We start from the raw sequence: 24396 nt of genomic DNA, 5'->3' as shown, positions 1-24396 counted from the left end.
GTCCCCGATGGCCACACCGCGTCACCGAGGCAAGGGTCATGGCAACGGTAGGTGTACATGTGGCGACATCGATCGGGTTGGCCGCTCTGACCTGCGATGACACCGCTAGCATCGGCGGGATGCGACGCTTGCGGTTGGCTGTGCTCGCCCTGGTCGTCGTCGTTTCTGTGGTGGCGGCGCTGTGGCCGGTCTATGTCCGCCCGCGCACCGATGTCCCGGTTCCCGCCGATGCGATTCTCGTCCTCGGCGGGGCGCACGACGGCCGCGAACAACTCGCGCTGCGCCTGGCGCGCGAAGGCTTCGCGCCAAGGGTCCTGGTCTCGAATCCGTACGAGCACAGCGCCCTGATCAACCGAATCTGCCACGGCGGCTACAGTTTCGAGGTCATCTGCTTCGATCCCGCGCCCCGCACCACCCGCGGCGAGGGCCGGTACCTGGCTCGGCTGGCGCGGGCGGGTGAGTGGCGACGCGTCATCGTCGTCACCTTCACCCCGCATATCTCGCGGGCGCGCTACATCCTCGGCAAGTGCTGGTCCGGGGAACTCCTTTTCGTCGACCCCGCGCCCGAGCTCTCCGTCGGGCGCTGGGCTTGGGACTACGCCTACCAATCGGCGGGCTACGTGCGCGCCTTCTTCGAGGATTGCGACGTCTAGCTGGGGTTTTGTCGGTAGCGCCCGGGGTCGCCCTTTAATTGCTGGCAGGTGACGTCAGTTTGCTACAGTGGCGGGACACATACGTAGGTCCTGTCTCGTTTCGGCTCCGGCCGATGGCGACGCACTTGTGCACACACCCTCCGGGAGGGCTGATGGAATTCGACTGGTCAGCGGCCGATCTGGCATTTCGGGACGAGGTGCGGGAGTTTCTCGACGCCGAGCTGACACCGCGACTGCGGCAGGCCGGGCGGCTGGCGACGAGCGTCTACCCCGACCACGAGGCCAGCATGCGGTGGCAGCAGATCCTGCACGCGCGCGGCTGGGCGGCGCCCGCCTGGCCCGTCGAATACGGCGGGTGCGCGTGGAGCCTGACCCAGCACTACATCTTCGCGCGGGAATCGACGTTGGCGGGCGCGCCCGCGCTCTCGCCGATGGGGATCAAGATGGTGGCGCACGCGATCATCGCCTACGGCACCGAGGAGCAGAAGGCGTACTTCCTGCCGCGCATCCTGACCGGGGAAGTCTTCTTCTGCCAGGGCTATTCCGAGCCGGAGGCGGGATCCGATCTCGCCGCGTTGACGATGGCCGCGGTAGCCGACGGCGACGACCTCGTCTGCACCGGCAGCAAGATCTGGACCACCCATGCGACCGAGGCGAATTGGATCTTCTGCCTGGTGCGTACGTCGCGGTCGGGAAAGAAGCAGCAGGGCATCACCTTCCTGCTGATCGACATGACCTCGCCCGGCATCGAGATCCGCCCGCTGGTGATGACCTCCGGTGAACAGGTGCAGAATCAGGTCTTCTTCGACAACGTGCGAGTGCCGAAAACCAATGTGCTCGGGCAGATCGACGACGGCTGGACCGTCGCCAAGTACCTGCTCGTGCACGAGCGCGGCGGCGCCATGGCGCCGTATCTCCAGGCCATGGCCCAGGAGATCGCGGTCGAAGCGGTGACGCAGCCTGGGCCGGACGGTAATCCGCTGATCGACGATCCGGCCTTCTCGGCCCGGTTGGCGCAGGCGCGAATTCGCGCCGAGGTGCTCGAAATACTGGAGTACCGCACGATTTCGGCGATGGCGCGCGGCAAGAATCCGGGCCCGGCCTCCTCAATGTTGAAGATTCTGGCGACCGAGCTGAGCCAGGAGCTGACCGAATTGGCGTTGACCGCGGCGGGTCCGCGCGCCCGGGTCTATCAACCGCACGCCACCAAACCTGGCGGCCCGATCGCCGAGTTCACCCCGCCCGCCGACGGCTACCACAGCGGCACGCCTTGGCAGGCCGTCGCGCCACTGCGCTACTTCAACGATCGGGCAGGCTCGATCTACGCGGGCAGCAACGAGATTCAGCGAAACATCCTCGCCAAAGCAGCATTGGGGCTCTGATGGACTTCACACTCACCGACGAGCAGGAACTGCTCCGCACCGCCCTGGCCGGCTTCCTCGGCGCGCGTTACGACCTGGAAAAGAGCCGAGGGGCGGTCAAATCCGGGCCCGGCTGGCAGCCTGCGGTATGGCGCGCCTTCGCCGAGGAACTCGGCATCCTCGGCGCGATCCTGCCCGAGCGGGTCGACGGGATGGGCGGCGGACCGGTCGAAATGATGGTCATCGCCGAGGAACTCGGTCGCGCGCTGGTGGTCGAGCCGTTCGTGGACACCGTCGTCGTCGGCGCCGGACTGCTGGACCGTTCTGGTGGGGAGCGGGCCGACGCGGTGCTGCGCCAGATCGTGGCGGGCGAGGCGCGCACGGCCTTCGCCGCGCTGGAGCCGACCTCGGGGCAGACCCTGCACGACGTCAGCACCACGGCACGGCAGGACGGTGCCGCGTGGGTGCTCGACGGGGCGAAGACTGTGGTGACCAGCGCGCCGCTGGCCACGCATCTGCTGATCACCGCGCGCACCGGGGGTGAGCGGCGCGATCAGCGTGGCATCTCGCTGTTCTGCGTCGATTTCGACGCCGACAACCCGCCCGCCGGTGTCGAGGTGCACCCGTATCGCACCATCGACGACCGTGTCGCCGCCGACCTCACCTTCACCGCCTTCCGCGTGCCTGCCGAGGCGTTGCTCGGCATCGAAGGGACCGCCTGGGTGGCGATCGAACCCACCGTCGACACCGCCGTCGCCGCCGTCGCCGCCGAGACCGTCGGCTGCCTGCGCACCGTGTTCGCCGACACCGTCGAATACACCAAGCAGCGCAAGCAGTTCGGGCAGCCGATCGGCGGCTTCCAGGTGCTGCAACACCGCATGGTCGACATGTACATGGAGCTCGAGCAGGCCATCGCCGCCACCTACCTCGCGATCTACTCGCTCTCCGCCGAACCCGCGGCCCGCGCCCGCGCCGTCGCCGCCGCCAAGGTCACCGTCGCCCGCGCGGCCCGCTTCATCGGCCAGAACGCCGTCCAACTGCACGGCGCCATGGGCATGACCGAGGAACTCGCCATCGGCCACTACTTCAAACGCCTCACCGCCGCCCAACACGAATACGGCACCCCCGAACACCACCTGACCCGCTACGCCACCCTCACTCACCCCTGAACCGATCGCGCATGCCGACCCGAGGGTTCGCGTCGGCGGCTCCGATCTCGGCTAAGGATGGCAATAGCAACCGACCCGAGTCCAACATCGGACTCGGGTCGGCTGCTTTATTCAGGTTTGTTCAGTTCTTGCGGCCCGGTGCCTTGGCGCCGGACTTGAAGCCGAGGCCGCCGGGTTTGGCGGTGGGGGGTGCGGCTTCGCTGGTGCCGTTGGCGCCGTTGGCCGGCTCAGTCGACTCCGGGGTGGCTTCCTCGGTGGTCGGCGTGGGCCCGGCCGGGGCTTCCGGTTCGGCCGGGGTCGCGGGGGTGCCGGGGGCCTTGGGACCGGGACGCTTGAAGCCGGACTTCATGGCCAAACCCTTGGCGGGGATGGTCGGCTTGGTTTCGGTGGATTTCGAAACCGGTTCGGCGGCGGGCGTTTCCGGAGTGGACGGGCTTTCGACCGCCGGAGCGGCCGGTGCCTTCGCACCCGGCGCCTTGGCACCGGGGGCCTTGGCCGCACCCTTCATCCCGAGTCCCTTGACCGGCTTCGGCGCGGGCGGCGGTGCGGCCGCGGGTTCGGTGTCCGGGGTGGCGGGGGCGGCTTCGGCGGCGGGTGCCGCCTTCGCGCCCGGCGCCTTGGCCGCGCCCTTCATGCCGAGCCCACCCGGCTTCTTCGCCGGGCCCTTCATGGCGAGGCCCTTGACCGGCGGGGCGGTCGTCTCGGTGGCCGAGTCCGCCTCGGCGGGTTCGGCTTTCGCGCCGGGCGCCTTGGCCGCGCCCTTCATGCCCAGGCCACCCGGCTTCTTGGCCGGGCCCTTCATGGCGAGACCCTTGACGGGCGGTGCCGCGTCGGCCGCGGGCTCGTCGGCTTTGGCGCCGGGCGCCTTGGCCGCGCCCTTCATGCCCAGGCCACCCGGCTTTTTCGCCGGGCCCTTCATCGCGAGTCCGCCGCCGGTCGGCGCGGCCTTGGCCGCGGGCGCCTGCTGCTGCGGCTCGGGTTCCGGCTCGGCCACCTCTTGCGCGGCGGGCGCTTTCGGCTCCTGGACGACGGTGAGGTTCGCGGTGAGCTCGGCCGGCTCGACCCGGTCGATGGCGTCGAGCATGAGCTGGGCGACGTCGACGACCTCGACCCCTTCGCCCGCACCCTTCTCCTGCCGCGCGGTGACGCCGTCGGTCAGCATGACGCGGCAGAACGGGCAGCCGGTCGCGATCTTGCCCGGGGTCGCGCCGCCGGCGCCGGTGAGGGTGTTCAGACCCTCGTCCACCCGGTCGACGTTGATCCGCTTGCCGAGCTGCTCTTCCATCCACATGCGCGCGCCACCGGCACCACAGCACATGGAACGTTCGCCGTGGCGCGGCATTTCGACCAGCGTGGAACCGGAGGCTTCCATCAGCTCGCGCGGGGCGTTGTAGACCTTGTTGTGCCTGCCCAGGTAGCAGGGGTCGTGGTAGGTGACGTTCTGCGACACCGAGGCGACCGGGATGAGCTGCTTCTGCCGCACCAGGCGGTTGAGCAACTGGGTGTGGTGCACCACCTCGTAGCTGCCACCGACCTGCGGGTATTCGTTGTTGAGCGCGTTGAAGCAGTGCGCACAGGTGACGACGATCTTTTTCTTCTGCTGCTCGACGCCTTCGAACACCGAGTTGAGCAGTTCGATGTTCTGCGCGGCCAGCTGCTGGAACAGGAACTCGTTGCCCGCGCGCCGCGCCGAGTCGCCGGTGCAGGTCTCGTCGGCGCCGAGCACCATGAATTTCACGCCCGCGGTGGCGAGCAGCTCGGCGACCGCCTTGGTGGTCTTCTTCGCCCGGTCCTCGTAGGCGCCCGCGCAACCGACCCAGAACAGGTAGTCGTAGCCGTCGAAGCTGTCCGCGTCCTGGCCGAAGACCGGGATCTGGAAGTCGAGTTCATTGATCCAGTTGAGCCGGTCCTTGGCGTTCTGGCCCCACGGGTTGCCCTTGTTCTCCAGGTTCTTGAACAGCCCGGCGAGCTCGGACGGGAACTCCGACTCGATGAGCACCTGGTAGCGACGCATGTCGATGATGTGGTCGACGTGCTCGATGTCCACCGGGCACTGCTCGACGCACGCGCCACAGGTGGTGCACGACCACAGCACCTCGGGGTCGATGATGCCGTTGGCCTCGAGGTCGCCGACCAGCGGGCGCTCGGCCTCGGCCTTGGCCGCGTCGGAGATCTTCGCCAGCGCGGCCTCGTCGGGCGCGCCCTCGGCGTCGACCAGGCCGACCTCGTCGCCGCCCATGTCCTTGCGGCCACCGGCCAGCAGGTACGGCGCCTTGGCGTACCCGTGGTCGCGCAGCGACATGATCAGCAGCTTGGGCGACAACGGCTTACCGGTGTTCCAGGCCGGGCACTGCGACTGGCAGCGGCCGCACTCGGTGCAGGTGGTGAAGTCGAGCCAGCCCTTCCAGGAGAAGTCCTCGATCCGGCCCGCGCCGAACGTGTCGTTGTCCGGGTCGGCGGTTTCCATGTCGATCGGCTGCCCCTTGGACATCATCGGCTTGACCGCGCCGAGCGCGACACCGCCGTCGTCCTCGCGCTTGAAGTAGATGTTCGGGAACGCCGAGAAGCGGTGCCACGCCACGCCCCAGTTGAGGTTGCGGCCGACCAGGAACAGGAAGGTGCTGCCGGACATCAGCTTCACGAACGCGAACAGCGCCACCATGGTCGCGTTGGCGGGCAGCAGCTTGGCGACCTGCATGGTGAAGAAGTCGGTCCACGGGTTGGAGTGGCCGTAGACGGCGATCTTGCCCGCCTTCACCAGCACCATGCCGAGGCCTTCGATGAGCACGATGATCTCGATGATGTACGCGGGGCCGAACCGCGATCCGCTGAAGCGCGAGAGCCGTTCGGGCAGGCGCGGGTGGTTGAGCTGGCGGATCGCGATCAGCACCACGATGCCGATCACGGTGCCGATGCCGAGGATCTCGTCGGCGAGGTGGTAGATCGCCCAGTCGCCGATGATCGGCCAGTGGAATTCGGGGTCGAAGGTCTGCCCGTATGCCTCGAAGAAGAGGATGAACCCGGCCAGGAAGCCGATCATCACCAGCCAGTGCGCCCAGCCGACGGTGCGGAACTTCACCATGCGCGTGTGCGCCAGGAACTCCACGATCATCGTCTTCAAGCGGGGGAAGAACGGTCGCCAGCGGTCCGGCGCGCTCTGGCCGATCATGATGGTGCGCGCGATGTTTCGAACGCCGCCGACGAACGAGGCCCAGCACAATAGGCTGAGCGCCGTCCCAATCGTGCCCAGCGTCACTGTCAGGGCATTCATGTCGCGACCTTTCTCTAGAGAGGCAACACGAGCGGGGGCAGTTCGGCCGCCCCGGTTTGGCTCGTATCCTAACCGGCGGTAAGTTACCCACCGGTAACAACCACTGTCTACCGTACGATCGGCATCTGAGCTATGCCCCATCTTCCTGGGGCTTGACGCAAAATTTACCTGTGACGAACGTCACAAAAGACTTGCCAATCCAACTGCATGTTCGGGTGATCACCACCGTAAACGTCTAGCGAATCGGCTCTCTCGCTAAGGCCAGGCTTAGTCCGCAAGGCGCGTAATGCATCTCGCTTCTGAGCGGGCCTTCGATTACGCTCACGACGTTCTGTCTGCTGTGCCCGTCTCCGCTCTGCTCGGGGAGGATCCGGGGCGACCGCCCGGATTTGATGAAGAGCTCTCGCGTGACGTAGATCGGCCGGTGGACGACCTGATGATGGATTGGAAACTGAATGAACCTCCGCAGAACCACCGCGGGTGCCGCGTTGGTCATCGGCGCGATGACCATCGGTCTCGGGACCGCGCATGCCGAGCCTGTCGCCACACCGGCCGACGCCGGCATCAACTACTCGGTCAAGCTGGTGGACAAGACGATCGTCGCGTCGCTGAAGGGGGGAACCTTCTCGGTCACCGAGAAGGAGGGCGCAACCGCTGACGATCCGAAGATGAGCATCGCCAACGTCAAGGACGGTCAGGGCAACACCCTCGTTTCGTTCCCGCTGGACGTCGACGTGGACGGCAAGCTGGTCCCGGTCAAGACCGAGGTGAAGCACGACGGCGCCGTGCTGGAGGTGACGCCGCAGAAGCCCGAGGGCCTGGTGGTCTCGGCGACGCCGGTCGCCGCCAAGCCGGTCGTCGCGCAGGAGATCGCGTCGCCGGTCGAAAACCAGCGCGCGCAGAACGAGTTCGCCAGCAACTTCGGCATCGCCACCGCCATCGGCGGTTTCGTCGGCACGGCGATCGGCGCGATCATCGGCTGCGTCGTCACGCTCCCGGTCGGCTGCATCCCGGGTCTGCTCACCGGCGCGGGCGTCGGCGGCATCCTCGGCACCATCGCGGTCGGTGGCCCGACCCTGGTCGCCGCGGGTGTCGAGCTGCTCAACACCATCCAGGCGCCGGACGGCACCACCAAGTGGGCCGACAAGCCGCAACCGGCCAAGTAGGTCGCACAGTTCTTTCGACTCGGCCCGCGCTCCTTTCGAGCGCGGGCCGAGTCGTTGTTTCAGGCGGGCAATTCCAGCGTGCCGCGGAACGACACGGTGCCCCTGGGTCGCCCGAACCGGCCGAAGGTGCGCTCCGCGACCTCGAACGAACCGTCCTCGCGCACCAGCAGCACCGTGCTCGCGCGGGTGCCGTGCAGGCCGTCGGCGATGAATCGGGACGAGAGCCTGCGCTCCAGGCGTTTCGGCACGCCGGTGTCAGGGAGATCGGCGTCCACGGCGCGGGTGCGGTCGGCCAGTACTTCGAAATAGCGCGACACCGCATCGGGTTCGGACTCCACCACGGCCCGCAGTTCGGCTACACCCCCGCGTACTTTGGGCCAGATGGGCTGTGGGGCGGTCAAATCCGTGTCCTGTGGGTTCGGCCCTACCGAACTGACGAACGAGGCGTTGGAGAGGCCGTGGAAGCCCGGCGCCAGTTCCAGCGGCGGCGCGGCGCTGCGATTCGAGTGCCACCACAGCGAATCCAGGTCCGAGACCACCAGGTTGTAGCCGTTGTAGTCGTCGGGCGCGGCCGCCACGTCCAGGACGTACTTCTCCGGGTCGGGGAGTTCGCCGCGCGGTCCGCGCGCCGAATCGCCGCGTAGGAAGTCCATCAGCAGCGCCCCGCGCGAACGGGCATCGGCGCGTTCGTCTTTCGGATTGCGCACGTTGGTCACCGTCGCGAATCGATGGCGGTGCAACGACTCCTGTCGGCCCGCGGCGCCGAGCCCGAGCCAGGTGCCGGGCGGGTCGTCCGCCGCCCTGTTCTTCGCGCCGAGGTCGCGGCCCGCGAGCATGCCGGACAGCTCGGGCCACCAGCGCATGGACTCGGTCGGGCGGGTGTAGAACTCGTCCCGATTGGCCGCGACGATCAGCCGATACTCCGGATGGGCGCGCCAGCCGATCAACACCAAACACATGCGGTCCAGAATGCCGTACCGCGGCCGGGCACAGCATCGCAATTGCCGCCGTACGGGGGCGGCAAGGCCAGTGGACGGGCGCCGGAGACAGCGGAAGGGCCGGCCGCGCAACGCGCGACCGGCCCTTCCGTCGAGGCGAGCTAGCTCGTGTGCAGCTTCAGACCGGGGTTGTCCGAGAGCACCACGTGCACCGGCTGCGCGAACAGCTGCGGTGCGTTGCCGGTGAGGGCGCCGATCAGGTTGGGGATCTCGCAGATCGGGTAGTCGGCCACCGACGACGCGCTGGAGATGCCGAGCGCGAGCCTGCCGGTCACGATCGGGCCGCCGCTGTCGCCGGGCAGCGCGCAGATGTTGGCCGAGAAGGCCTGGGTGAGCTCGCGGTCGCCCACCTGCACGGTCTGGTCGACCGCGTTCACCACGCCGCAGCTGAAGCCGGTCCGCGAACCGGACTTGCAGACCGGCGCGCCGACGACGGGGGTCGCGACGCCTTCGATCCGGATGGACGCGGCGCCGGGCACCCGCACCTCGTTGTTGCCGAAGCGATCTCGGGACTGGTCGGCGATCCGCACGATCGAGTAGTCCTGCTCGCCGAGCACCGACTTCTGGAACCGGCCGAGCTCGGTGCCGAGCCGGTCGCCGTTGAGCTCGTGGATCCGCGCGGCGTTGTCGTTGCCCGCCGACGGGAGATCCGGGTTGCAGTGGCCCGCAGTGACATTCACGATGTTGCCGGCGCGGTCGGTGCCGTTGAAGCCGAGCGAGCAGCGCAGCGAGGTGCGGCCCGCGACCGAGGCGTAGCCGTCGCCGCCTGCCAGCACGCCGGTGCCGGAGCCCGCGATCTCGTCCGCCTGCGGCAGCGTCGTCTGCTCACCGGCCACCGGCGGGGCCATCACGATGACCCGGGCCGGGTCGATGAAGTTCGGCATCGGCAGGCCGATCTTGTCGACGCGCACCGCGATGCTGTTGTTGATGGTGTCGACCACGACGCCGCGCACGAGCGAGGAGACTGCCTCGGGCTGGCCCTCCAGCCACCGCTCGAACGCGCTCTTCTCACCGCGCAGCTCGGTCTCGCTCTTGGCCACGTTGCGCACCTCGAAACCGGCGGACTCCGCGGCCTTTCGGGCCTCGTCGGCACCCGGCCCCTGCGCCAGTGCCACGACCGCCTTGCCGCCCTCGTCGAGCCACGAGCCGCCGAAGACGGCGGGGAACTGCCGCTGGGCGGTGGTGGCGAACGCGGCGACCTGCTGGGCCACGTCGGCGCGGTGCAGGTACTCCTCCGGCGAGATCTTCAGATCACGGGCGATCGCGGTGACGAGTTCGGCGGGCAGATTCGACTCGGCATCGGGTTGCGCAGACGCTACTGCCGCCGTCGGTCCGAACAGCAGTATCGCCGCCGAAGCGGCGATCACTGTTTTTCGGACCCGGGTCTGTCGCGCAGCTGATCGGAGATGACCTATACGTGGCAGGAGCATGCCCAGACTATATGGGCTCGAGCCCGCTATGCCTACTTATAACGAGGCTCCGGTTCGTTCGATAGCGCCGATTCCCGCGCTATGTCGATGAACACACCCGCGCGCGCCGACTCACCCGACGGCGGGCCGGGTGCGCACCGTGATGCCGCTGCCGACACCGCCTGCCGCGGAGGCGTCGATATCGGCCAGAATCGGCCGGATCGGGATGCCGAGGCTCGCCGTGCCGCCGTACTGCGCCAGCGCGATGTTGGCCTCGTTGCAGTTGGGTGCCTCGGCCGCGTTGGAGCCGCTGGTGATGCCGAGTGCGAGGGTACCGGTCACGATCGCGCCGCCGCTGTCGCCGCCGAGGGTGCAGGCCGAGCTGGCGAAGCCGCGCACGGTCTTGCTCTCGCCCTCCGCGGTGTAGAGCTGCGTCTCGACCCGGTCGGCCACCACGAAGCCACAGGTGAAGGTGGACGACTGCCCGGTCTTGCAGACCGGAGCGCCGGTGATCGGATCGGCGGTGCCGGTGATCGGCAGCGTGGTGCCGTTGGCGCCGCGCACGGTCGGCTGATCCATGCCCGCCCGGACCGCGCGATCGTTCAGCTTGATCACCGAGTAGTCCAGCGCGCTCTGGCCGCCCAGCTTCGCCTGGACGAAGGTGCCGAGCTCGGGGCTGGCCGGGATGTCCTTGACGTTGGGGAAGTAGACCGTGGCCGCCTGGGTGCCCTTGTCGACGTTCGGATCGCAGTGTCCCGCACTGATGTTCAGCGCGTTGCCCGCGGCGTCGACGCTGTTGAAGCCGAACGAGCACACGTCGACGCCCTTCAGTGAGGCGTCGGTCAACGGAATCGGGGCGCTGATGTAGGTGTCGCCGCCCATCGGCCGGCGCTCGACCGGACCGCCGCTGCCGGGGGAGAGAATGACCTTGATGTTGGCGATCAGGGTCGGCAGGTTCAGCACGTGGCCCGCGGGGGTGTTGGCGACGTTGAGCACCAGCTGGCTGTTGAGGAAGTCGATGGCGACGGAGTTGATCGCCTGCGAGATCTCGCGCGGCAGGCTGGTGATCCACTGGTTCAGCTGCATCAGCGAGCCTTCCAGGCCGTCGGCGGAGACCGGGGCGAGCCGGGTCTGGTAGCCGTCGGCGGAGGCGATCTTGGCGGCGTCGAGCGAGGTGACCGCGACGATGGGCTTGCCGTCGGTGCCGATCCACGCGCCCGCGAACGCCTCGGGACGCTCGGAGCGGAAATCACGGGCGTAGTCGCGCAGCTGCTGGGCGCGCGCGGCCCGGTCCAGGTATTCGGTCGGGGTCATCTTCAGGTCGCGTGCGATGGCCTGCACAAGTTCGGGCGGCAGCGTGTCGGCGGTGAGCTGCGCCGGTGTCTCCGGCGCCGCCGTTGCGGTGGTCGTGCCCAGCAAGGAAGCGAGGAAAACGGTCGAAGCGACAGCGACAGCTTTGACCGCGGCGCGGCGCGCCACCAACTTGCGCATGAAATCCCTTCGTGGCACGCACGTGCCAGCTAAATCCGCGGCAACGGGCCTGGAATCCGTTGGCTCACAGTCGTCCTCCAGCAACAGACCGAGTGGTGGGAATTCCTCCGACAACACCGGTCAGCGCATCACTTTAAGGCACAAACCAGGGAAGGGCTCTACTAATCACCGACTGCCCGGTATCTGCAGGCCGGGGATGGACGGGATCTCCGGCAGCGGCGGGAACGGCGAGGTTCGCGTCGGCCTCGGGCGCGTCGTCGGGGTCGGCGTTGTGGTCGGCGGTTCGGTGGTCGGCGGCGGGGGTGGCGGAGGCGGCGGTTCAGTCGTCTCCGGCGGGGGCGTCGTGGTCACCGGCGCCTCGGTGGTGGTCGGCGGGGTGGACGGCACGGTCGGGGAAACGACGGGCGGCGCGGGCGGGGTCGGGGTGACCGTCACCTGCTCGGATTTGCTGTCGCGCAGCGGCGGCACCGGTGTCTCGGTCTCCTCGCGGAAGAGCACGGCCACCGCGAAGCCGCCGAGCACGAGCCCGATCAGCGCGGCGGCGCCGATCAGCAGCGGCAGTTGCTTGCGGTCCTTCTTCGGCGCCGGCTGTTCCGGTTCCGGCGCGGGCTGCGGTTCCCCGGCATCGGCGGTCGGTAGCGGCTCGGCCAGCGGGATGGCCGCCGAATACGCCTGCGGCTGCGCCTCGGACGCGGGGACCGCCGGAATGATCACGGTGTCCACCGTCGAGTTCTCGGCGTGCGTGGGGTCGGGCGGCGTGGCGCCCGCCGGGGTGGACAGCACCGCGGCAAGCGCGGCGCGCGCGGCGTCGTAGGCGTAGGTGCCACCCGGTTCCACGGCGCCCGCGCCGGGCAGGTCGGCCTCGCTGACCAGCAGTACCGAACGCAGCCCGAGGTAGTCCAGCGCGTCGCGCAGGGCCTGGATGTATTCGCGCGGCCAGTCACCAGGATGCGTCGCGTAGAACTCGGCGGCGCCGTTGAGGTGCTCGGCGGTGAGGTTGATCAGGCAGAACAGCGCGGTCGCGACCAGGTCCTCGGCGCGGTAGGCCTCGCCGTCGTCGACCGCGAGCCCGGCCGGATCGCCGACCGCGCGCACAAAGCCGGTGATCGCGTGCGCGTTCCCGTCCGGCGGCGCCTCGCCGAGTGCGGCATCGCCGTCGTCGGACATGTACAGGACGGGGTCCCGGACGATGAGCAGCGGTTCATCGCCGCTGTCGGTGACGATCGCCGCCGTGCACTCGTCCTCGGCGACGCGCAGGCCCACCCCTGTGGCCATCCTCAATACCTCGCTTCGGCGTCCGGCTGACGAATCCGCACTCTGTGCACCAGTGCTGGATCACACCAGCAGTGAGCCGTGTCCCATGGCACGGAGCATCGACAATAGCTCCGATCGGGACCGCGCACCGATCCGGCGTCGAATACGGGCGACGTGATGCTCCACGGTCTTGGCGGAAATGTACAGACGGGCGCCGATCTCGCGGTAGGTCAGACCGAGTAGCACCAGTTCGGCGACTTCTCGCTCCCGCTCGCTGAGGATCGTGGTCGGCTCCCCGACCGCGGGATCGGGGACGACTACGGCGCCATCGCGCGGTGCGGGCTGCGGCTCGGGGACGCTCGGTTCCTGTGGCTTGGCGTCGGCGCGGACCGTGCGGGCCAGCTTGAGCAGCGCGGTGGCCGTCGCCGAATCGGCGGCGCCGAGCGCGGCCTCGCTGGCCAGCCGGGCCGCGTCCCAGGTCATGCCGATCTCGCTCAGCCCGGCGACGGCCGCGGTGACCGGCGCCGCCGCGACCTGTCCGCGCAGCACGAGCACCCAGGTGCGCCCGGCGTCGGCGAGGATCGCGGCGTGCCGATCGCCCGCCTCGGCCGCCGCCTTCAACGCCTTGGCGTGTGGGAGCAACTCCTGCGGGCTCTCGTGCAGGATCGCGGCTTGCACGCCGTACCAGTGGAAGGCGTTGGCCCAGGCGGGCGGTTGCGCGACGCGGCGCAGCAACGCGAGCGCCGCGTCGACCAGCGGTGCGATCCGGCGTTCGTCGCGCAACCGGATGCCGGCTAGCCACAGCTCACCGATCGGCAGCAGCATCAGCAGATCGGCCTCGACGTCGTCGAACATCAGATGGGCGGCCTGCCAGGCGCGGGCGAGCGCGGCCAGGTCGCCGGTGCGCCGGGCCAGTCCGACCGCGACGCCGTGCGCGAGCAGCCGATCGCGCGGGTCGAGCGAGTCGTAGTCGAGCGCGGCGACCGTGGTGGCCGCGGCGCGCTCGTCGCCGCCGAGCATCGCCGCCCAGGCAGCGAGCACCTGCAGTTGATGGCAGCGCAGGCCGCTTGCGGTGGCCCGGCGTAGCGCGTCACCGGCCCGGCGCGGCTCGCCGGTGCCGAGGCACAGCAGGGTCGCGATGGACACCGCCGTGCACGGCAGGAAGCGGTCGACGCCCGAGTCCGTGTGCGCGGCCTGCACCAGCGCCGATACCGCCGCCGCGCAGCGGTTCGCGGATTGCCCTGGTCCGTCGTGGGTTTCGTGCCCGTCGAGAGTGTCCGCCAGCGCACCCGCGATCAAGCGGGCATGCGCGGTGGCCTCGGTCGGCGGCCACTGGGTCGCCGAGGCGGACATCTGTGCGGCGCCCGCCATGTCGCCCGCGAGCGCGAGCACGGTGGCGCCGACGGCCCAATCCGGGCCGACCCGCTGCCCGCCGAGCCACGAATACAGTTGCGCCGCACGGCCGACCAGGCCGCGCCGGGTCAGCACGGCGGCGCAGATCCGCACCGCGTCGGCGAGTTCCGCACCGGATACCCCGGGCCGGGCGAGCACCGGCTCGGCCAGGCGCATGGCGGTCTCGCCGTCGCCGTTGCGTCCCGCGGCCTCGGCCCAGCGCAGCGCGATGCGGTCGGGATCGGCGCCGGTGGCCGCGGCCGCCGCGTAGTAGCGCACGGCCTCGCGGCCCGCCTTTTCCGCTGCCGTGGTGAGGAATTCGGCAAGCCGCGGATCCCTTACGCCCGATTCGGCGAGCAGCAGCGCGGTGTGATCGCGCAGCAGGCCCGCGTCCAGTCGCGCGCTGAGCAGCTTGCGCTGCACCCCGACGAACCTGCGGTCGCCGAGCAGCGTGCGCAGCGGCCCGACGGCGGGGGTGAGCAGCAGATCCGCGTCCGTGACCAGGGCACTGGCCCTGGCGCGATCGATGAGGTGCTGTGCGGCAACGGGTTCCACGCCGAGCACCTCGTGCAGCTCACTGGCGTCCAGGCCGGTGCCCGTGGTGGCGACGACGAGGGTCTCCAGCAGATCCGGCTCCAGGTTGTCCAGCAGCGCGCGAGCCCATGCCGTGACGGCGGCGTCGACCGCGCCGATGCCGGCGTCGAGGCGGGCCGAGCAGGCGGCGGTCAGCGCGGCGACGACGCCGCCGCGGATGCCGTCGGTCTGGCGGTGGATGTGCTGGGCCACCTGACGCGGCACCATCATGCCGAGTTCCCTGGCGAAGGGGGCGATGTCGGTGACGCCGAGCGGACGTAACTCCACCACCCGGCCGCGCCGGGCGACGGTATCGGCCAGTGCGCGCAGCCGCGGATCGTGCGGGCGCTGCTGGGCGGCGATCACCACCGTGCGGGTGCCGGATTCGATCGCGGTGCAGAGGAAGTCGAGATCGGATCGGCTCAGCGTGTGCGCGTTGTCGACGACCAGCGCCGGGCGCGGCGCGCTGCTGGGACGGGCGCCGAAGCCGTTGCCCGCGACGGGGATCGGGTCTTCGGCGGCCGTGGTGCAGGCGGTCTCGGCGATCGGAGGATCCTGTAGCGGGATGCCGCGCGCCCGCAGCCGGGCGCGAATCTCGTTGAGCAGGGTCGACTTGCCGGTCTGCGAGCGACCACGGATCAGGTAGACGGCCGGTTCCCGGTCGGCGTTCTCCAACTCCCGCAGGATCTCCCGCGCCGAGGGCAGCGTGTCGAAGGCGATATCAGCCACCGTTTCCTCCGAGGATCTTGCCGGGTGCCCGCAGGATGGTGCCGACCGCGCCGCCGACCTCGTCGACGGTGTCGTTGAGGACCTCGGCAGGCAGGTTCGGCACGGCGGGGGCGGGCGGCGGCTGCTGCGGTGCTGGGGCCGGCGCCGGAGCGGGCGCGGGGCCCGGTTGCGGCGGTGCGGGCGGGGCCGGTTGCGCCGCACCGGGTTCCGCGGGCGGCGCGGGGGGTTGCTCGGCGGCGGGGCGGCTGTCCACGACGGCCACCGCGGCGGCCGGCGGGATAGCGGGTTGCCCTGCCTCGGCTTTCGCGTGCGTCGCGCTCGGTGGCGCGGAATCCACCACGGCGACCGGGGTGTTCGGGTCGCGCGGGGCATCGGGCGCCGGGCCGAAGGTCGCGGCGACCTCACCGGCCCGTGCGGGGGTCGACGGCGCGGTGGTGCCCGGATTCGACTGGATGCCGGTGCCGATCGCGACGGTGCCGGTGGCGAGCAGGCCGAGCACGACGACCGCGCCCGCGACGACGGCCATCCGGCGCCTGCCACCGCGCCGCGCGGGTACCGCCGTTGGCAGCGCGGGTGCGCCGGACAAGGCAGGTGCCACCGCGGGCGTGGTCGAAAGCGCCACGGTCGGCAGGTCTTCGGGCGCCGACGCGGGTGCCGCGCCTGCGGCGGTGCGGTCGGCGGCCAGCAGCGCCGCGCCGTGCGCGCTGGTCTGCGCCGGTGCGGGCGCGGCCAGCACCGGAAGCCCGAACTCGGACGAGATCAGTTCGGCGACAAGCGGTATCGCGCTACCGCCGCCGGTGAGCAGGACGCCATCCAGGTCGCCGATGTCCAGGCCTGCCCGGTGCACGGCGTCCCGGATCAGCTCGGTCGAGGCCAGCAGCGGCGCGCGGAGCAGTTCCTCCAGCTCGCCACGGACCAGGCGCACATTGGTGCTGTGCGCGTCGGCCGGATTCAAGCGCACCCGAACGACCGTCGCGGTATTTATCGACAGCTCTTCTTTCGCCGTTCGGCAGCGATCGCGCAATGTCGCCAATTCGCGCTCCACCGCGGGATCGAACGGGTCCAAATCATTTGCGTCGGTAACGTTTGCCAGCACGTAGCGCATGGTGCGCAGATCGAATTCCGCACCGGCGATGTCGGTGCTCCGGGCCGGTGTGCCGAGTAGCCCGGCATGATCGCCGGTGCGCAATACCGAGACGGTGAGACCGGTGGCGCCGAGGTCGTAGACGACGACCGCGCCGTCGGCACGCGGACCGTGGGTCGCGGTGAGCCAGCGCAGGGCGGCGAGCGGTTCCGGTACCAGGGTCAGCTCGTCCAGGCCCGCGCGCGCCAGAGCGGTGCGCTGGATCTCGACGGTGTGCGCCGACCACCACGCCGGGTGACACGCCACGGTCGATCGTGCTTCGGCGTCCGCCTCGTTCATCAGGCAATTCACCGCGGTCGCGACGAGATCGGCGGCCGAATGCGAGGAGCCGTCCTCGGCCAGCATGTCGACCGGGTCGCCGACCCTGGCCAGGAATCCTTCGAGTAATACCTCGCGGGCGTGCGGTGCGCTGCCGTGCGCGGCGGCGCCGAGCGCGGGCGGAGCGTCGGGGCTGAGCCGTAGCACGCTCGGCCGCGTGCGCACGCTGTCTCGTTCATCCCCCGCGGCCGCCACGGCGACCGAATTCGACGCTCCGACAGTGATGCCGAGCGCCACACGCTGTGTCATTCGTGAACCCCGTTCGAAAACTGTGTGGTCGGGTCTCGCTGCTGTGTAGTCCGGGTGCGAAAGGCAGTGCGGGCACGCCGATGCATCAGTTGTTTCGGTAGCTGGCGGTCCGCCGTTACCTGCGTTGGGGAACTCGCGGGGAAATTCCCCTAATGCCGACCCCGCCCCTAACGGCCGCGCCGAGGGAGCAGTAGGGGCCTGCCCCGTTCCGCGTAACGAGTTGCGCCCCTAGCGTGAAATTCATTCCAACGACGCGGATCGTGAAGGTCCGCCAGCTCTCAGGAGATGTTTCCGATGACACCCAACGCGATTCTCGAGTTCATCCTGAATTTGCTTCGCGATCATGAGGCCGCGGTCGGCTACTGCGCCAACCCGGCGCAGGCGCTCGTGGCCGCGGGATTGCCCACGGTGACACCGGAGGACATCGCCGCCGTCGCCCCGATGGTCGCCGAGTCGGCACTGGTCGCGGGTGGCTCGCAGCTGTCCGCGATCGTCGCCGCGGGCGCCCAGACCGGTGCCGCCGCCGGGCTCGGCGCGGTGGGTGCCGTCGGCGCCGCCGCGGCCGCGAACGCCGGGTTGAACGCCGGTCTCGGCATCGATCTCGGGGGGCAGGCCGACATCGATCTCGGCGCGGGCCTGGACACCGCGATCGGCACCGGACTGCAGCTCGGCGCGAACCTCGGCACGGGATTGCAGACCGGGCTGCAGACGGCCGCCACCGCGGGCGCCGAGCTGGCCGACGCGGTCGGCGGCGCGCTCGACACGGGTGCACGGGCGGTGTCCGGCCTCGGCGCGGGCGTGCAGGTGGGTGCCGATCTCGGCACGGGACTGCAGAGCGCGGTGAACAGCGCGTTGCAGGTCGGCACGGGCCTGGAGACGAGCCTGTCCGCCGGACTGGAGAGCAGGCTCGGCGCGGATCTGAATTCGAGTCTGCAAGGCGCCGCGCATGCCGCGACCGATCTGTCCGCCGGTCTCGACGGCTCGCTCGGCGCGGGCGCCGACCTCGGTGCTGACCTGGCGACCGGTCTGGGCTCGAGCCTCGGTGCGGTCACCGACGCGGGCGCCGGTCTCGGCGGCGGACTCTCGGCCGGACTCGACCGCGCCGTCAGCGCGGGCGCGCAGGTGGGCACCGGTCTGGAAACCGGGCTCGGTGCCGGACTGGACGCGGGTGCGCAGGCGGCGACCGGGCTGGAGACGGGACTGTCCACGAGCATCGGCTCGGCCACCGGGCTGGGTGCCGACCTGTCCTCCGGATTCGACGGCGCGGTGAATACCACTGCCGGACTGGGCGGTTCACTCGGCGGTGCGGTGGATGCCGGTGGAAATCTTGGTAGCTCGCTGGGCGACACGGTGGATGCCGTGGGGAGCCTTGGCGGCTCGCTCGGCGGCGCTGTGGACGCTGGTGGAAACCTTTGCAGCGCGGTGGACGCCGGTGGGAGCCTTGGGAGTTCGCTTGGCAGCACGGTGGACGCCGGTGGGAGCCTTGGTGGTTTGCTGGGCAACACGGTGGATGCCGTTGGGAATCTCGGCAGCGCGGTGGATGCTGGTGCGAATCTGGGTGGTTCGCTCGGCGGCGCGGTGAACTCGGGTGGCGCGCTCAACAGCTCAGTCGATGCGGGTGGCAACCTCAGCGGCGGTGTGGACACCGGCCTCGGCGGCGCCGCGCATGGTGCGCTGGATTCTTCTGCGGGACTGGGTGGTTCGCTCGACTCCGCCGCGCACGGTGCGGTGGACACCGGGGCCGGCATCGACGGAACTGTCGGCAGCACGGCGAATGCCTGGTCAGCACTGGATGTGTCGAGCGCGTTCGGTTCGGGGCTGGACAGCTCGGCGAACACCGGACTGTTCGCCGGCACGCACGCGGACGCGGGTCTCGACGGCACCGGGGGCACCGATCTGGGTGGCGACGCGTTGCTGCACTGATCACCGCCCCGCTGAAAACCGTTCCGCCCAACCGAAAGAGGTCGAGTCCGCGATGGGGACGCCAACACCGAACGCCACCGCACCGGCGGTACCGCTGCTCGCGGTACTCGGCGAAACCATCGCGGCGGCGCGGGCCGCGGGGCGCACCGATCTGGTCGGCCGCCTGGAGGCGGCGGCCGAGCGGGTCCGGGACCCGCGGCGGCGCATCGTCGTCGCCGGACTGCTGGATCAGGGCAAGAGTCGATTCGTCAACGCACTGCTCGATCTGGAGATCTGCCCGGTGGGCGACGGCGTGACCACCACCATCACTACGGTGCTCGCGCACGGTCCAGCGCCGAAGGCGGAGTTGGTGCTCGCCGCGCCAGGCGGCGACGGTGGCGGCCCACAGTCCCGGGTCGCGGTGCCGATCGCGGACATCGGCGGTCTCACCGCGCGGTCCCCGCTCGCGCAGGGGCGCCGGATCCTGCGAGTGGAACTCGAGGTGCCGAACCCGCTGCTTGCCGACGGCATCGTCCTGGTCGACACCCCGGGTGTCGGCGGACACGGAAGTTCTTACGCGGCAAGCGTCCTGGGCATGGTGCCCGCCGCCGACGCGGTGCTTGTGCTCACCGACGCGTCCACCGAACTCACCGAGCCCGAGCTCGCCTTCCTGCGCCAGGTCCGCGAATTGTGCCCCACGGTGGCGCTTCTGGTCACCAAGACCGACCTCTATCCGCATTGGCGACAGGTATACGAGGCCGATCGCGCGCATCTGGCCAGGGCCGGTGTCCAGGTGCCGATGCTCGCGGTGTCGTCGCTGCTGCGCGGTCACGCGTTGCGGTCGCAGGACCGCCAGCTCGGCCTCGAGTCCGGGTTCGGGCCGCTCTACCAGTTCCTGCGCGAGGAGGTGGTGGCCCGCGACCAGCTCGCCACCCGGGCAGCGGTGGCGCGCGATATCCGCTCGGCGGCCGAGCATTTGGCGCTGGCGCTGGGCAGCGAACTGGTCGCGGTCCGCGATCCGGCGCGCGGTGCCGCCGCGGTCCGGGAACTGCGGGCGGCGCGCGCGGCGGCTCAGGAATTGCAACGGCGTACCGCGGCGTGGCAGCAGACGCTGGCGGACGGGATCACCGACCTGGCAGGCGATATCGATCACGATCTGCGGGATCGGTTGCGCGGCATCGCCAGAACCACCGAGGAATGGATCGACGGGCACGACCCGGGCAGGCACTGGGACCGGATCGCCGAATACCTCACCGGCACCATCGATACCGCGATCGGCGACAACCTGCTGTGGACGCACGCGCGAGCACGGCAGCTGGCCGAGCGCGTGGCCGAGCACTTCACCGAGCTCGGTGCCGTCGAGCTGCCCGCGGTCCGCACGGACGCCACCGAAGGCGGCCACGCGGGCGCGGGCACCCTCGCGGAGCTGGAGCCCGACATCGGTTTCGGCAGCAAGCTGCTGGTCGGCATGCGCGGGTCCTACGGCGGCGTGCTGATGGTCGGGCTCGCCAGCACCTTCGCCGGGCTCGCACTGCTGAATCCGCTGTCCATCGGCGCCGGGCTCGTGGTGGGCGGCAAGGCCTTCCGCGACGACAAGCAGGCCAGGCTCGGCCGCCGCCGCAATGAGGCGAAGGCCGCCGTGCGCCGCTTCGTCGACGATGTCGCCTTCCACACGGCCAAGGAATCGAAGGATCGGTTGCATCGCATCCACCGCGCGCTGCGCGATCACTACGCGGGCATCGCCGAGCGGAGCCTGCGCTCGATCGATGACTCGCTGCGCGCCGCACAGGAGGCGGCGAGCATGGCGCATGCCCGCCGGGCCGAGCGCGGCGCGGTGCTGGAACGCCAGTTGCGGGCGGTCGCCGAGCTGAACAGCTACGCCGACGCGATGCAGGCCGCGCTGCCGGGTGTGCCCGTCGGTACGGTTGCCTCGTGACACGAGAGGTCGGCGCGACACCGGGAATCGTGGCCGAGGCGCACCGGTTGGTCGGCGCCGCACGGGCGGCCCTCGCGGACCGGCCGCAGCCGCGCGCGCTGCTCGCCGACTGCGCGGGGCGACTCGACCAGCCCCTGCGCATCGCGCTGGCCGGGTCGCTGAAGGCGGGCAAGTCCACGCTGCTCAATTCGCTTGTCGGCCAGGACATCGCGCCGACCGACGCGACCGAGTGCACCCGGGTGGTCACCTGGTATCGGTACGGCTCGACGCCGAGCGTCACCGCGCACGCCCGCGACGGCGCCCGCGCCAACGTGGTGGTGCGCCGCGGCAGCGGCACGCACGGGCTGAGTTTCGACCTGGAGCGATTACGGTGGCACACGCCCGCCCCGCGCGAGGTCGACCACCTGGAGGTCGAATGGCCCGCGGCGGCGCTGGCGCACACCACGATCATCGATACGCCGGGCACCTCGTCGCTGTCGCGGGAGGTGTCGCAGCGTACGGCCCGATTGCTCACGCCGGGTGCGGAGTCTTCGCGGGCCGAGGCGGGGCCCGCGCTCCCCGGCGCCGACGCGGTGGTCTATCTGCTGCGCAGACTCGACGCGGCCGATGTGGGATTCCTGGAGCGGGTCGGCGCGGGAACCGGTGCGGCCTCGGGTGTTTCGGGCCCGCTGGGCGTGGTCGGCGTGGTCTCGCGGGCCGACGAGATCGGCGCGGGCCGGATCGACGCGTTGCATTCCGCGCGTGAGGTCGCCGCGCGTTTCGCGGGGGAGTTGGAGCGGACCGGCTTGTGCCAGGCGGTGATTCCGGTCGCGGGGTTGCTCGCGTTCGCGGCCGCGACGCTGCGGCAGCAGGAGTACGCGGCGTTCGAAGCGCTGGCCGGCGTGCCGGTCGAGGAGTTGAGCGTGGCTTTGCTGTCCGCGGACCGCTTCGCCCGGCCCGATATCGCGTTGCCGGTGCTGCCCGAGGTCCGCGCGCAGCTCGCCGAGCGGTTCGGTCTGTTCGGAATTCGGATGGCGGTCACCCTGGTTCGGCTCGGGGTGCGTGATTCGGCCACGCTTGCCGCGGAATTGACTGCGCGCAGCGGGGTGGACGAGCTGCGCTCGGTGCTCGACGTGCAATTCGGCCAGCGGGCCGACCAGCTCAAGGCGCACTCGGCACTCACCGCGCTTGCCCGAGTGCTGAGCGCCTACCCGGGCAGCGAGGCCGACGCGCTGCTGCCCCGAGTGCGCACCTTGCTGGCCGACGTGCACGGCTTCGCCGAGCTGCGGTTGCTCGGGCGGCTGCGTACCGACGAATTGTCCTTGCCGCCAGAGGATCTGGCGGAGCTGCACCGTCTGATCGGCGGCTCAGGCGTCGCGCCACACCTGCGCCTCGGTCTGCCGGTCGACGCGGCACCCGCGACGCAGCGCGAACAGGCCGCGGCCGCGGTGCACAAGTGGCGCTCCCGTGCCCGTCACCCGCTGGCCGACCAGTTCACCACCATCGCCTGCCTGACCGCGGCCCGCAGTGCCGAAGGCGCCCTCGGCGTCCTGTCCGAGTGAACAGGTAAGCACCTCGACGGCGTCACCGACTTCTAGTTCGACGCGATGGCGCAGATCAAGGTGGATACCTGGTCGAAGGGGTAGTGCGGCGGTCGTAGGCGTTGCGGGCGGCGATAATTTCGGGCTGGTCGGTTTCGGTCCAGGTGACCAGGGTTTTGATGGTGGTGTGCAGGCCGGCGCCGAGGGGATCAGTGCGTAGTCGACCCGTTCGCGGCGCATTGCGTCAGATCAGGACGCCGGGATTCAGGATGCCCGCGGGGTCGAGGGTCGCTTTGGTCGCACGCAGGGCTTGGGCGAACGGGTCCGGTCGCTGCCGGTCGTACCAGGGGCGGTGGTCGCGGCCCACCGCGTGGTGGTGGGTGATGGTGCCGCCCGCGGCCGACAGCGCCTCGGAGACAGCGGCTTTGATGTCGTCCCACTGCGCGAGCGTGCTGCCCCAGCGGCCCGCGGCGTAGATGCCGAAGTACGGGGCCGGACCGTCCGGATAGACGTGGGTGAACCGGCAGGTGAGCACGCCGGTGGCGCCGACGGCGCGGAACGCGGCCTCGGCCGCCGTGGTCACCGCCGCTTTCAATGCCTCGAATTGGTCCCAGGTGCAGGCGGTTTCGAAGGTCTCGGTGATCATCGACTGGGCCGCGAGCGCGTCGCGCTGGTATGGCATGCGCAGGAACGACGAGCGCCAGGTGTCGGCCGCGGCGCCGCCGGTGCCGGGTGCGTCGGAATCGGTGTAGCGCACCGGTTCCGGCAACGTGCCGCCGTGTGCGCGCACGATCTCGACGACGCGCGCCATCCAGGGCTCGGTCGGATGGTCCGCGGATTCGAAACCGATAACCAGCACCCCGCCCGTGGTCGCCGCGCCCGCGTTGAGGAACGCCTCGGCGGGGTCGAGCAGCCGGCAGTTCGTCGGGTACAGCCCCGACTGCGCGACCGCGCGGGTGGCCGCGACCGCTGCGGTGTAGTCGGCGAAGTGCACGGAAGCCGTTGCGCGCCACCGCGGCCGGTCCTGGAGGCGCAGCCAGGCCTCGGTGATCACGCCGAGGATGCCCTCGGAGCCCAGGAACAGCCGATCGGGCGAGGGGCCTGCCCCCGACCCAGGCAGCCTGCGGGATTCGCTGATGCCCGCGGGCGTCACCACCCGCATGGACTCGACGAGATCATCGATGTGGGTGTAGAGGGTGGCGAAGTGCCCGCCCGCCCTGGTGGCGAGCCAGCCGCCGAGGGTGGAGAACTCGAACGATTGCGGGAAATGCCGCAGCGTCAGATTCGCTTCGCGCACTTGATCTTCCAGTGCGGGCCCGAGCACGCCGGCCTGGATGCGGGCGGCACGGCTGGTGCGATCGAGCTCGAGCACGCGATCGAGCGCGCCGAGATCGAGACTGATCGCGCCGGCGAACTCGCCGTCCAGCCGCGGCTCCACGCCGCCGACCACGGAGGTGCCGCCGCCGAACGGGATCACCGCGATATCGCACCGGCTCGCCCAGTCGAGCACATCGACGATGTCGGCCTCGGTGCGCGGCCGCACGACGAGGTCGGGCGGTGTGGCGATCTCGCCCATCAGGTTGCGCACCACATCGCGGAAGGCCTGTCCGTGCGCGTGCGCCGCACGGTCGGCGGGGTCCGCCGAGGCCAGTCCCGCGAGCGCGGCCGGCGCGCTCAGCCGCGGGGCGGGAAGGTCGAGCGCGGCGAGCGGCGGCGGCTCGTGCACGGTGAGGTCGGCCTCGGGCAGGATCGCGGCCACCCGTTTGGTCAGTGCCGCCCGCTCGGCCCCCGCCACCGCGTCCTCGACATTCCCCCAGCCCCACCACGACCGCGTCTTCGCTGACACCCCGACTCCTTTCCG

The 24396-nt window shown here is 70.5% G+C and carries 15 protein-coding genes; 7 read left to right on the top strand and 8 right to left on the bottom strand.

Annotated elements, in window-relative coordinates; genetic code table 11:
* The first annotated feature begins 119 nt into the window (after window positions 1-119).
* The 3 genes from F5X71_RS34375 to F5X71_RS34365 all read left to right on the top strand — a co-directional run bounded on the left by F5X71_RS34375 (window position 120) and on the right by F5X71_RS34365 (window position 3183).
* Window positions 120-653 (top strand): YdcF family protein, encoded by a 534-nt coding sequence (locus F5X71_RS34375; RefSeq protein ID WP_167465721.1) that lies wholly within the window; start codon window positions 120-122, stop codon window positions 651-653.
* Window positions 654-805: 152 nt separating this feature from the next.
* Window positions 806-2035 carry an acyl-CoA dehydrogenase family protein gene (locus F5X71_RS34370; protein WP_167465720.1) on the top strand — a complete coding sequence of 410 codons (1230 nt, stop codon included), beginning with the start codon at window positions 806-808 and terminating at the stop codon, window positions 2033-2035.
* Window positions 2035-3183: an acyl-CoA dehydrogenase family protein gene (locus F5X71_RS34365; RefSeq protein ID WP_167465719.1), complete on the top strand. Its 1149-nt coding sequence runs from the start codon at window positions 2035-2037 to the stop codon at window positions 3181-3183. Before F5X71_RS34370 ends, F5X71_RS34365 begins: the two co-directional genes overlap by 1 nt.
* A gap of 121 nt (window positions 3184-3304) precedes the next feature.
* Here F5X71_RS34365 and F5X71_RS34360 read toward each other — a convergent pair whose 3' ends face one another.
* Window positions 3305-6454 carry a (Fe-S)-binding protein gene (locus F5X71_RS34360; protein WP_167465718.1) on the bottom strand — a complete coding sequence of 1050 codons (3150 nt, stop codon included), beginning with the start codon at window positions 6452-6454 and terminating at the stop codon, window positions 3305-3307.
* A gap of 455 nt (window positions 6455-6909) precedes the next feature.
* On the opposite strand from F5X71_RS34360, the gene F5X71_RS34355 reads away from it, so the two are divergent.
* Window positions 6910-7620 (top strand): hypothetical protein, encoded by a 711-nt coding sequence (locus F5X71_RS34355; protein WP_167465717.1) that lies wholly within the window; start codon window positions 6910-6912, stop codon window positions 7618-7620.
* Window positions 7621-7679: 59 nt separating this feature from the next.
* On the opposite strand, the gene F5X71_RS34350 is transcribed toward F5X71_RS34355, so the two are convergent.
* The 6 genes from F5X71_RS34350 to F5X71_RS34325 form a co-directional block, all read right to left on the bottom strand.
* Entirely contained in the window at window positions 7680-8579 is a 900-nt protein-coding gene (locus F5X71_RS34350; RefSeq protein WP_167465716.1) for an NRDE family protein, read from the bottom strand.
* Window positions 8580-8719: 140 nt separating this feature from the next.
* Window positions 8720-9985 (bottom strand): S1 family peptidase, encoded by a 1266-nt coding sequence (locus F5X71_RS34345; RefSeq protein WP_174817193.1) that lies wholly within the window; start codon window positions 9983-9985, stop codon window positions 8720-8722.
* Between the two features lie 174 nt (window positions 9986-10159).
* Window positions 10160-11518 (bottom strand): S1 family peptidase, encoded by a 1359-nt coding sequence (locus tag F5X71_RS34340; RefSeq protein WP_167465714.1) that lies wholly within the window; start codon window positions 11516-11518, stop codon window positions 10160-10162.
* A 165-nt stretch (window positions 11519-11683) separates the two neighbouring features.
* On the bottom strand, window positions 11684-12793 hold the full coding sequence (locus F5X71_RS34335) for a hypothetical protein (RefSeq protein WP_238815616.1): 1110 nt from the start codon (window positions 12791-12793) through the stop codon (window positions 11684-11686).
* Between the two features lie 60 nt (window positions 12794-12853).
* Window positions 12854-15466, bottom strand: a complete 2613-nt coding sequence (locus tag F5X71_RS34330; protein WP_167465713.1) for a LuxR C-terminal-related transcriptional regulator — start codon at window positions 15464-15466, stop codon at window positions 12854-12856.
* Entirely contained in the window at window positions 15459-17177 is a 1719-nt protein-coding gene (locus tag F5X71_RS34325) for an Hsp70 family protein (protein WP_167465712.1), read from the bottom strand. Before F5X71_RS34325 ends, F5X71_RS34330 begins: the two co-directional genes overlap by 8 nt.
* Window positions 17178-17471: 294 nt before the next feature.
* Between F5X71_RS34325 and F5X71_RS34320 the strand changes: the two genes are divergently transcribed.
* The 3 genes from F5X71_RS34320 to F5X71_RS34310 are packed head-to-tail and all read left to right on the top strand — an operon-like array spanning window position 17472 to window position 22556.
* Complete coding sequence (locus F5X71_RS34320) at window positions 17472-19100, top strand: IniB N-terminal domain-containing protein (protein ID WP_167465711.1); 1629 nt, start codon at window positions 17472-17474, stop codon at window positions 19098-19100.
* Between the two features lie 52 nt (window positions 19101-19152).
* A complete protein-coding gene (locus F5X71_RS34315; protein WP_167465710.1) occupies window positions 19153-21015 on the top strand; it encodes a dynamin family protein in 1863 nt (620 codons plus the stop codon).
* Window positions 21012-22556 carry a dynamin family protein gene (locus tag F5X71_RS34310; protein ID WP_428981426.1) on the top strand — a complete coding sequence of 515 codons (1545 nt, stop codon included), beginning with the start codon at window positions 21012-21014 and terminating at the stop codon, window positions 22554-22556. Before F5X71_RS34315 ends, F5X71_RS34310 begins: the two co-directional genes overlap by 4 nt.
* 223 nt (window positions 22557-22779) lie before the next feature.
* Here F5X71_RS34310 and F5X71_RS34305 read toward each other — a convergent pair whose 3' ends face one another.
* Window positions 22780-24381 carry an FAD-binding oxidoreductase gene (locus F5X71_RS34305; RefSeq protein ID WP_167465709.1) on the bottom strand — a complete coding sequence of 534 codons (1602 nt, stop codon included), beginning with the start codon at window positions 24379-24381 and terminating at the stop codon, window positions 22780-22782.
* Window positions 24382-24396 lie beyond the last annotated feature (15 nt).

It is taken from the genome of Nocardia brasiliensis (assembly GCF_011801125.1).
In the GTDB taxonomy this organism is placed as follows: domain Bacteria; phylum Actinomycetota; class Actinomycetes; order Mycobacteriales; family Mycobacteriaceae; genus Nocardia; species Nocardia brasiliensis_C.
The sequence above is the reverse complement of the archived record's forward strand: the minus strand, read 5'-3'. Positions and strand labels throughout refer to the sequence as shown.

Coding starts and splice junctions, on each gene's coding strand:
- F5X71_RS34375 (WP_167465721.1), top strand. CDS start 120: ATGCGACGCTTGCGGTTGGCTGTGCTCGCCCTGGTCGTCGTCGTTTCT.
- F5X71_RS34370 (WP_167465720.1), top strand. CDS start 806: ATGGAATTCGACTGGTCAGCGGCCGATCTGGCATTTCGGGACGAGGTG.
- F5X71_RS34365 (WP_167465719.1), top strand. CDS start 2,035: ATGGACTTCACACTCACCGACGAGCAGGAACTGCTCCGCACCGCCCTG.
- F5X71_RS34360 (WP_167465718.1), bottom strand. CDS start 6,454: ATGAATGCCCTGACAGTGACGCTGGGCACGATTGGGACGGCGCTCAGC.
- F5X71_RS34355 (WP_167465717.1), top strand. CDS start 6,910: ATGAACCTCCGCAGAACCACCGCGGGTGCCGCGTTGGTCATCGGCGCG.
- F5X71_RS34350 (WP_167465716.1), bottom strand. CDS start 8,579: ATGTGTTTGGTGTTGATCGGCTGGCGCGCCCATCCGGAGTATCGGCTG.
- F5X71_RS34340 (WP_167465714.1), bottom strand. CDS start 11,518: ATGCGCAAGTTGGTGGCGCGCCGCGCCGCGGTCAAAGCTGTCGCTGTC.
- F5X71_RS34335 (WP_238815616.1), bottom strand. CDS start 12,793: ATGGCCACAGGGGTGGGCCTGCGCGTCGCCGAGGACGAGTGCACGGCG.
- F5X71_RS34325 (WP_167465712.1), bottom strand. CDS start 17,177: ATGACACAGCGTGTGGCGCTCGGCATCACTGTCGGAGCGTCGAATTCG.
- F5X71_RS34320 (WP_167465711.1), top strand. CDS start 17,472: ATGACACCCAACGCGATTCTCGAGTTCATCCTGAATTTGCTTCGCGAT.
- F5X71_RS34315 (WP_167465710.1), top strand. CDS start 19,153: ATGGGGACGCCAACACCGAACGCCACCGCACCGGCGGTACCGCTGCTC.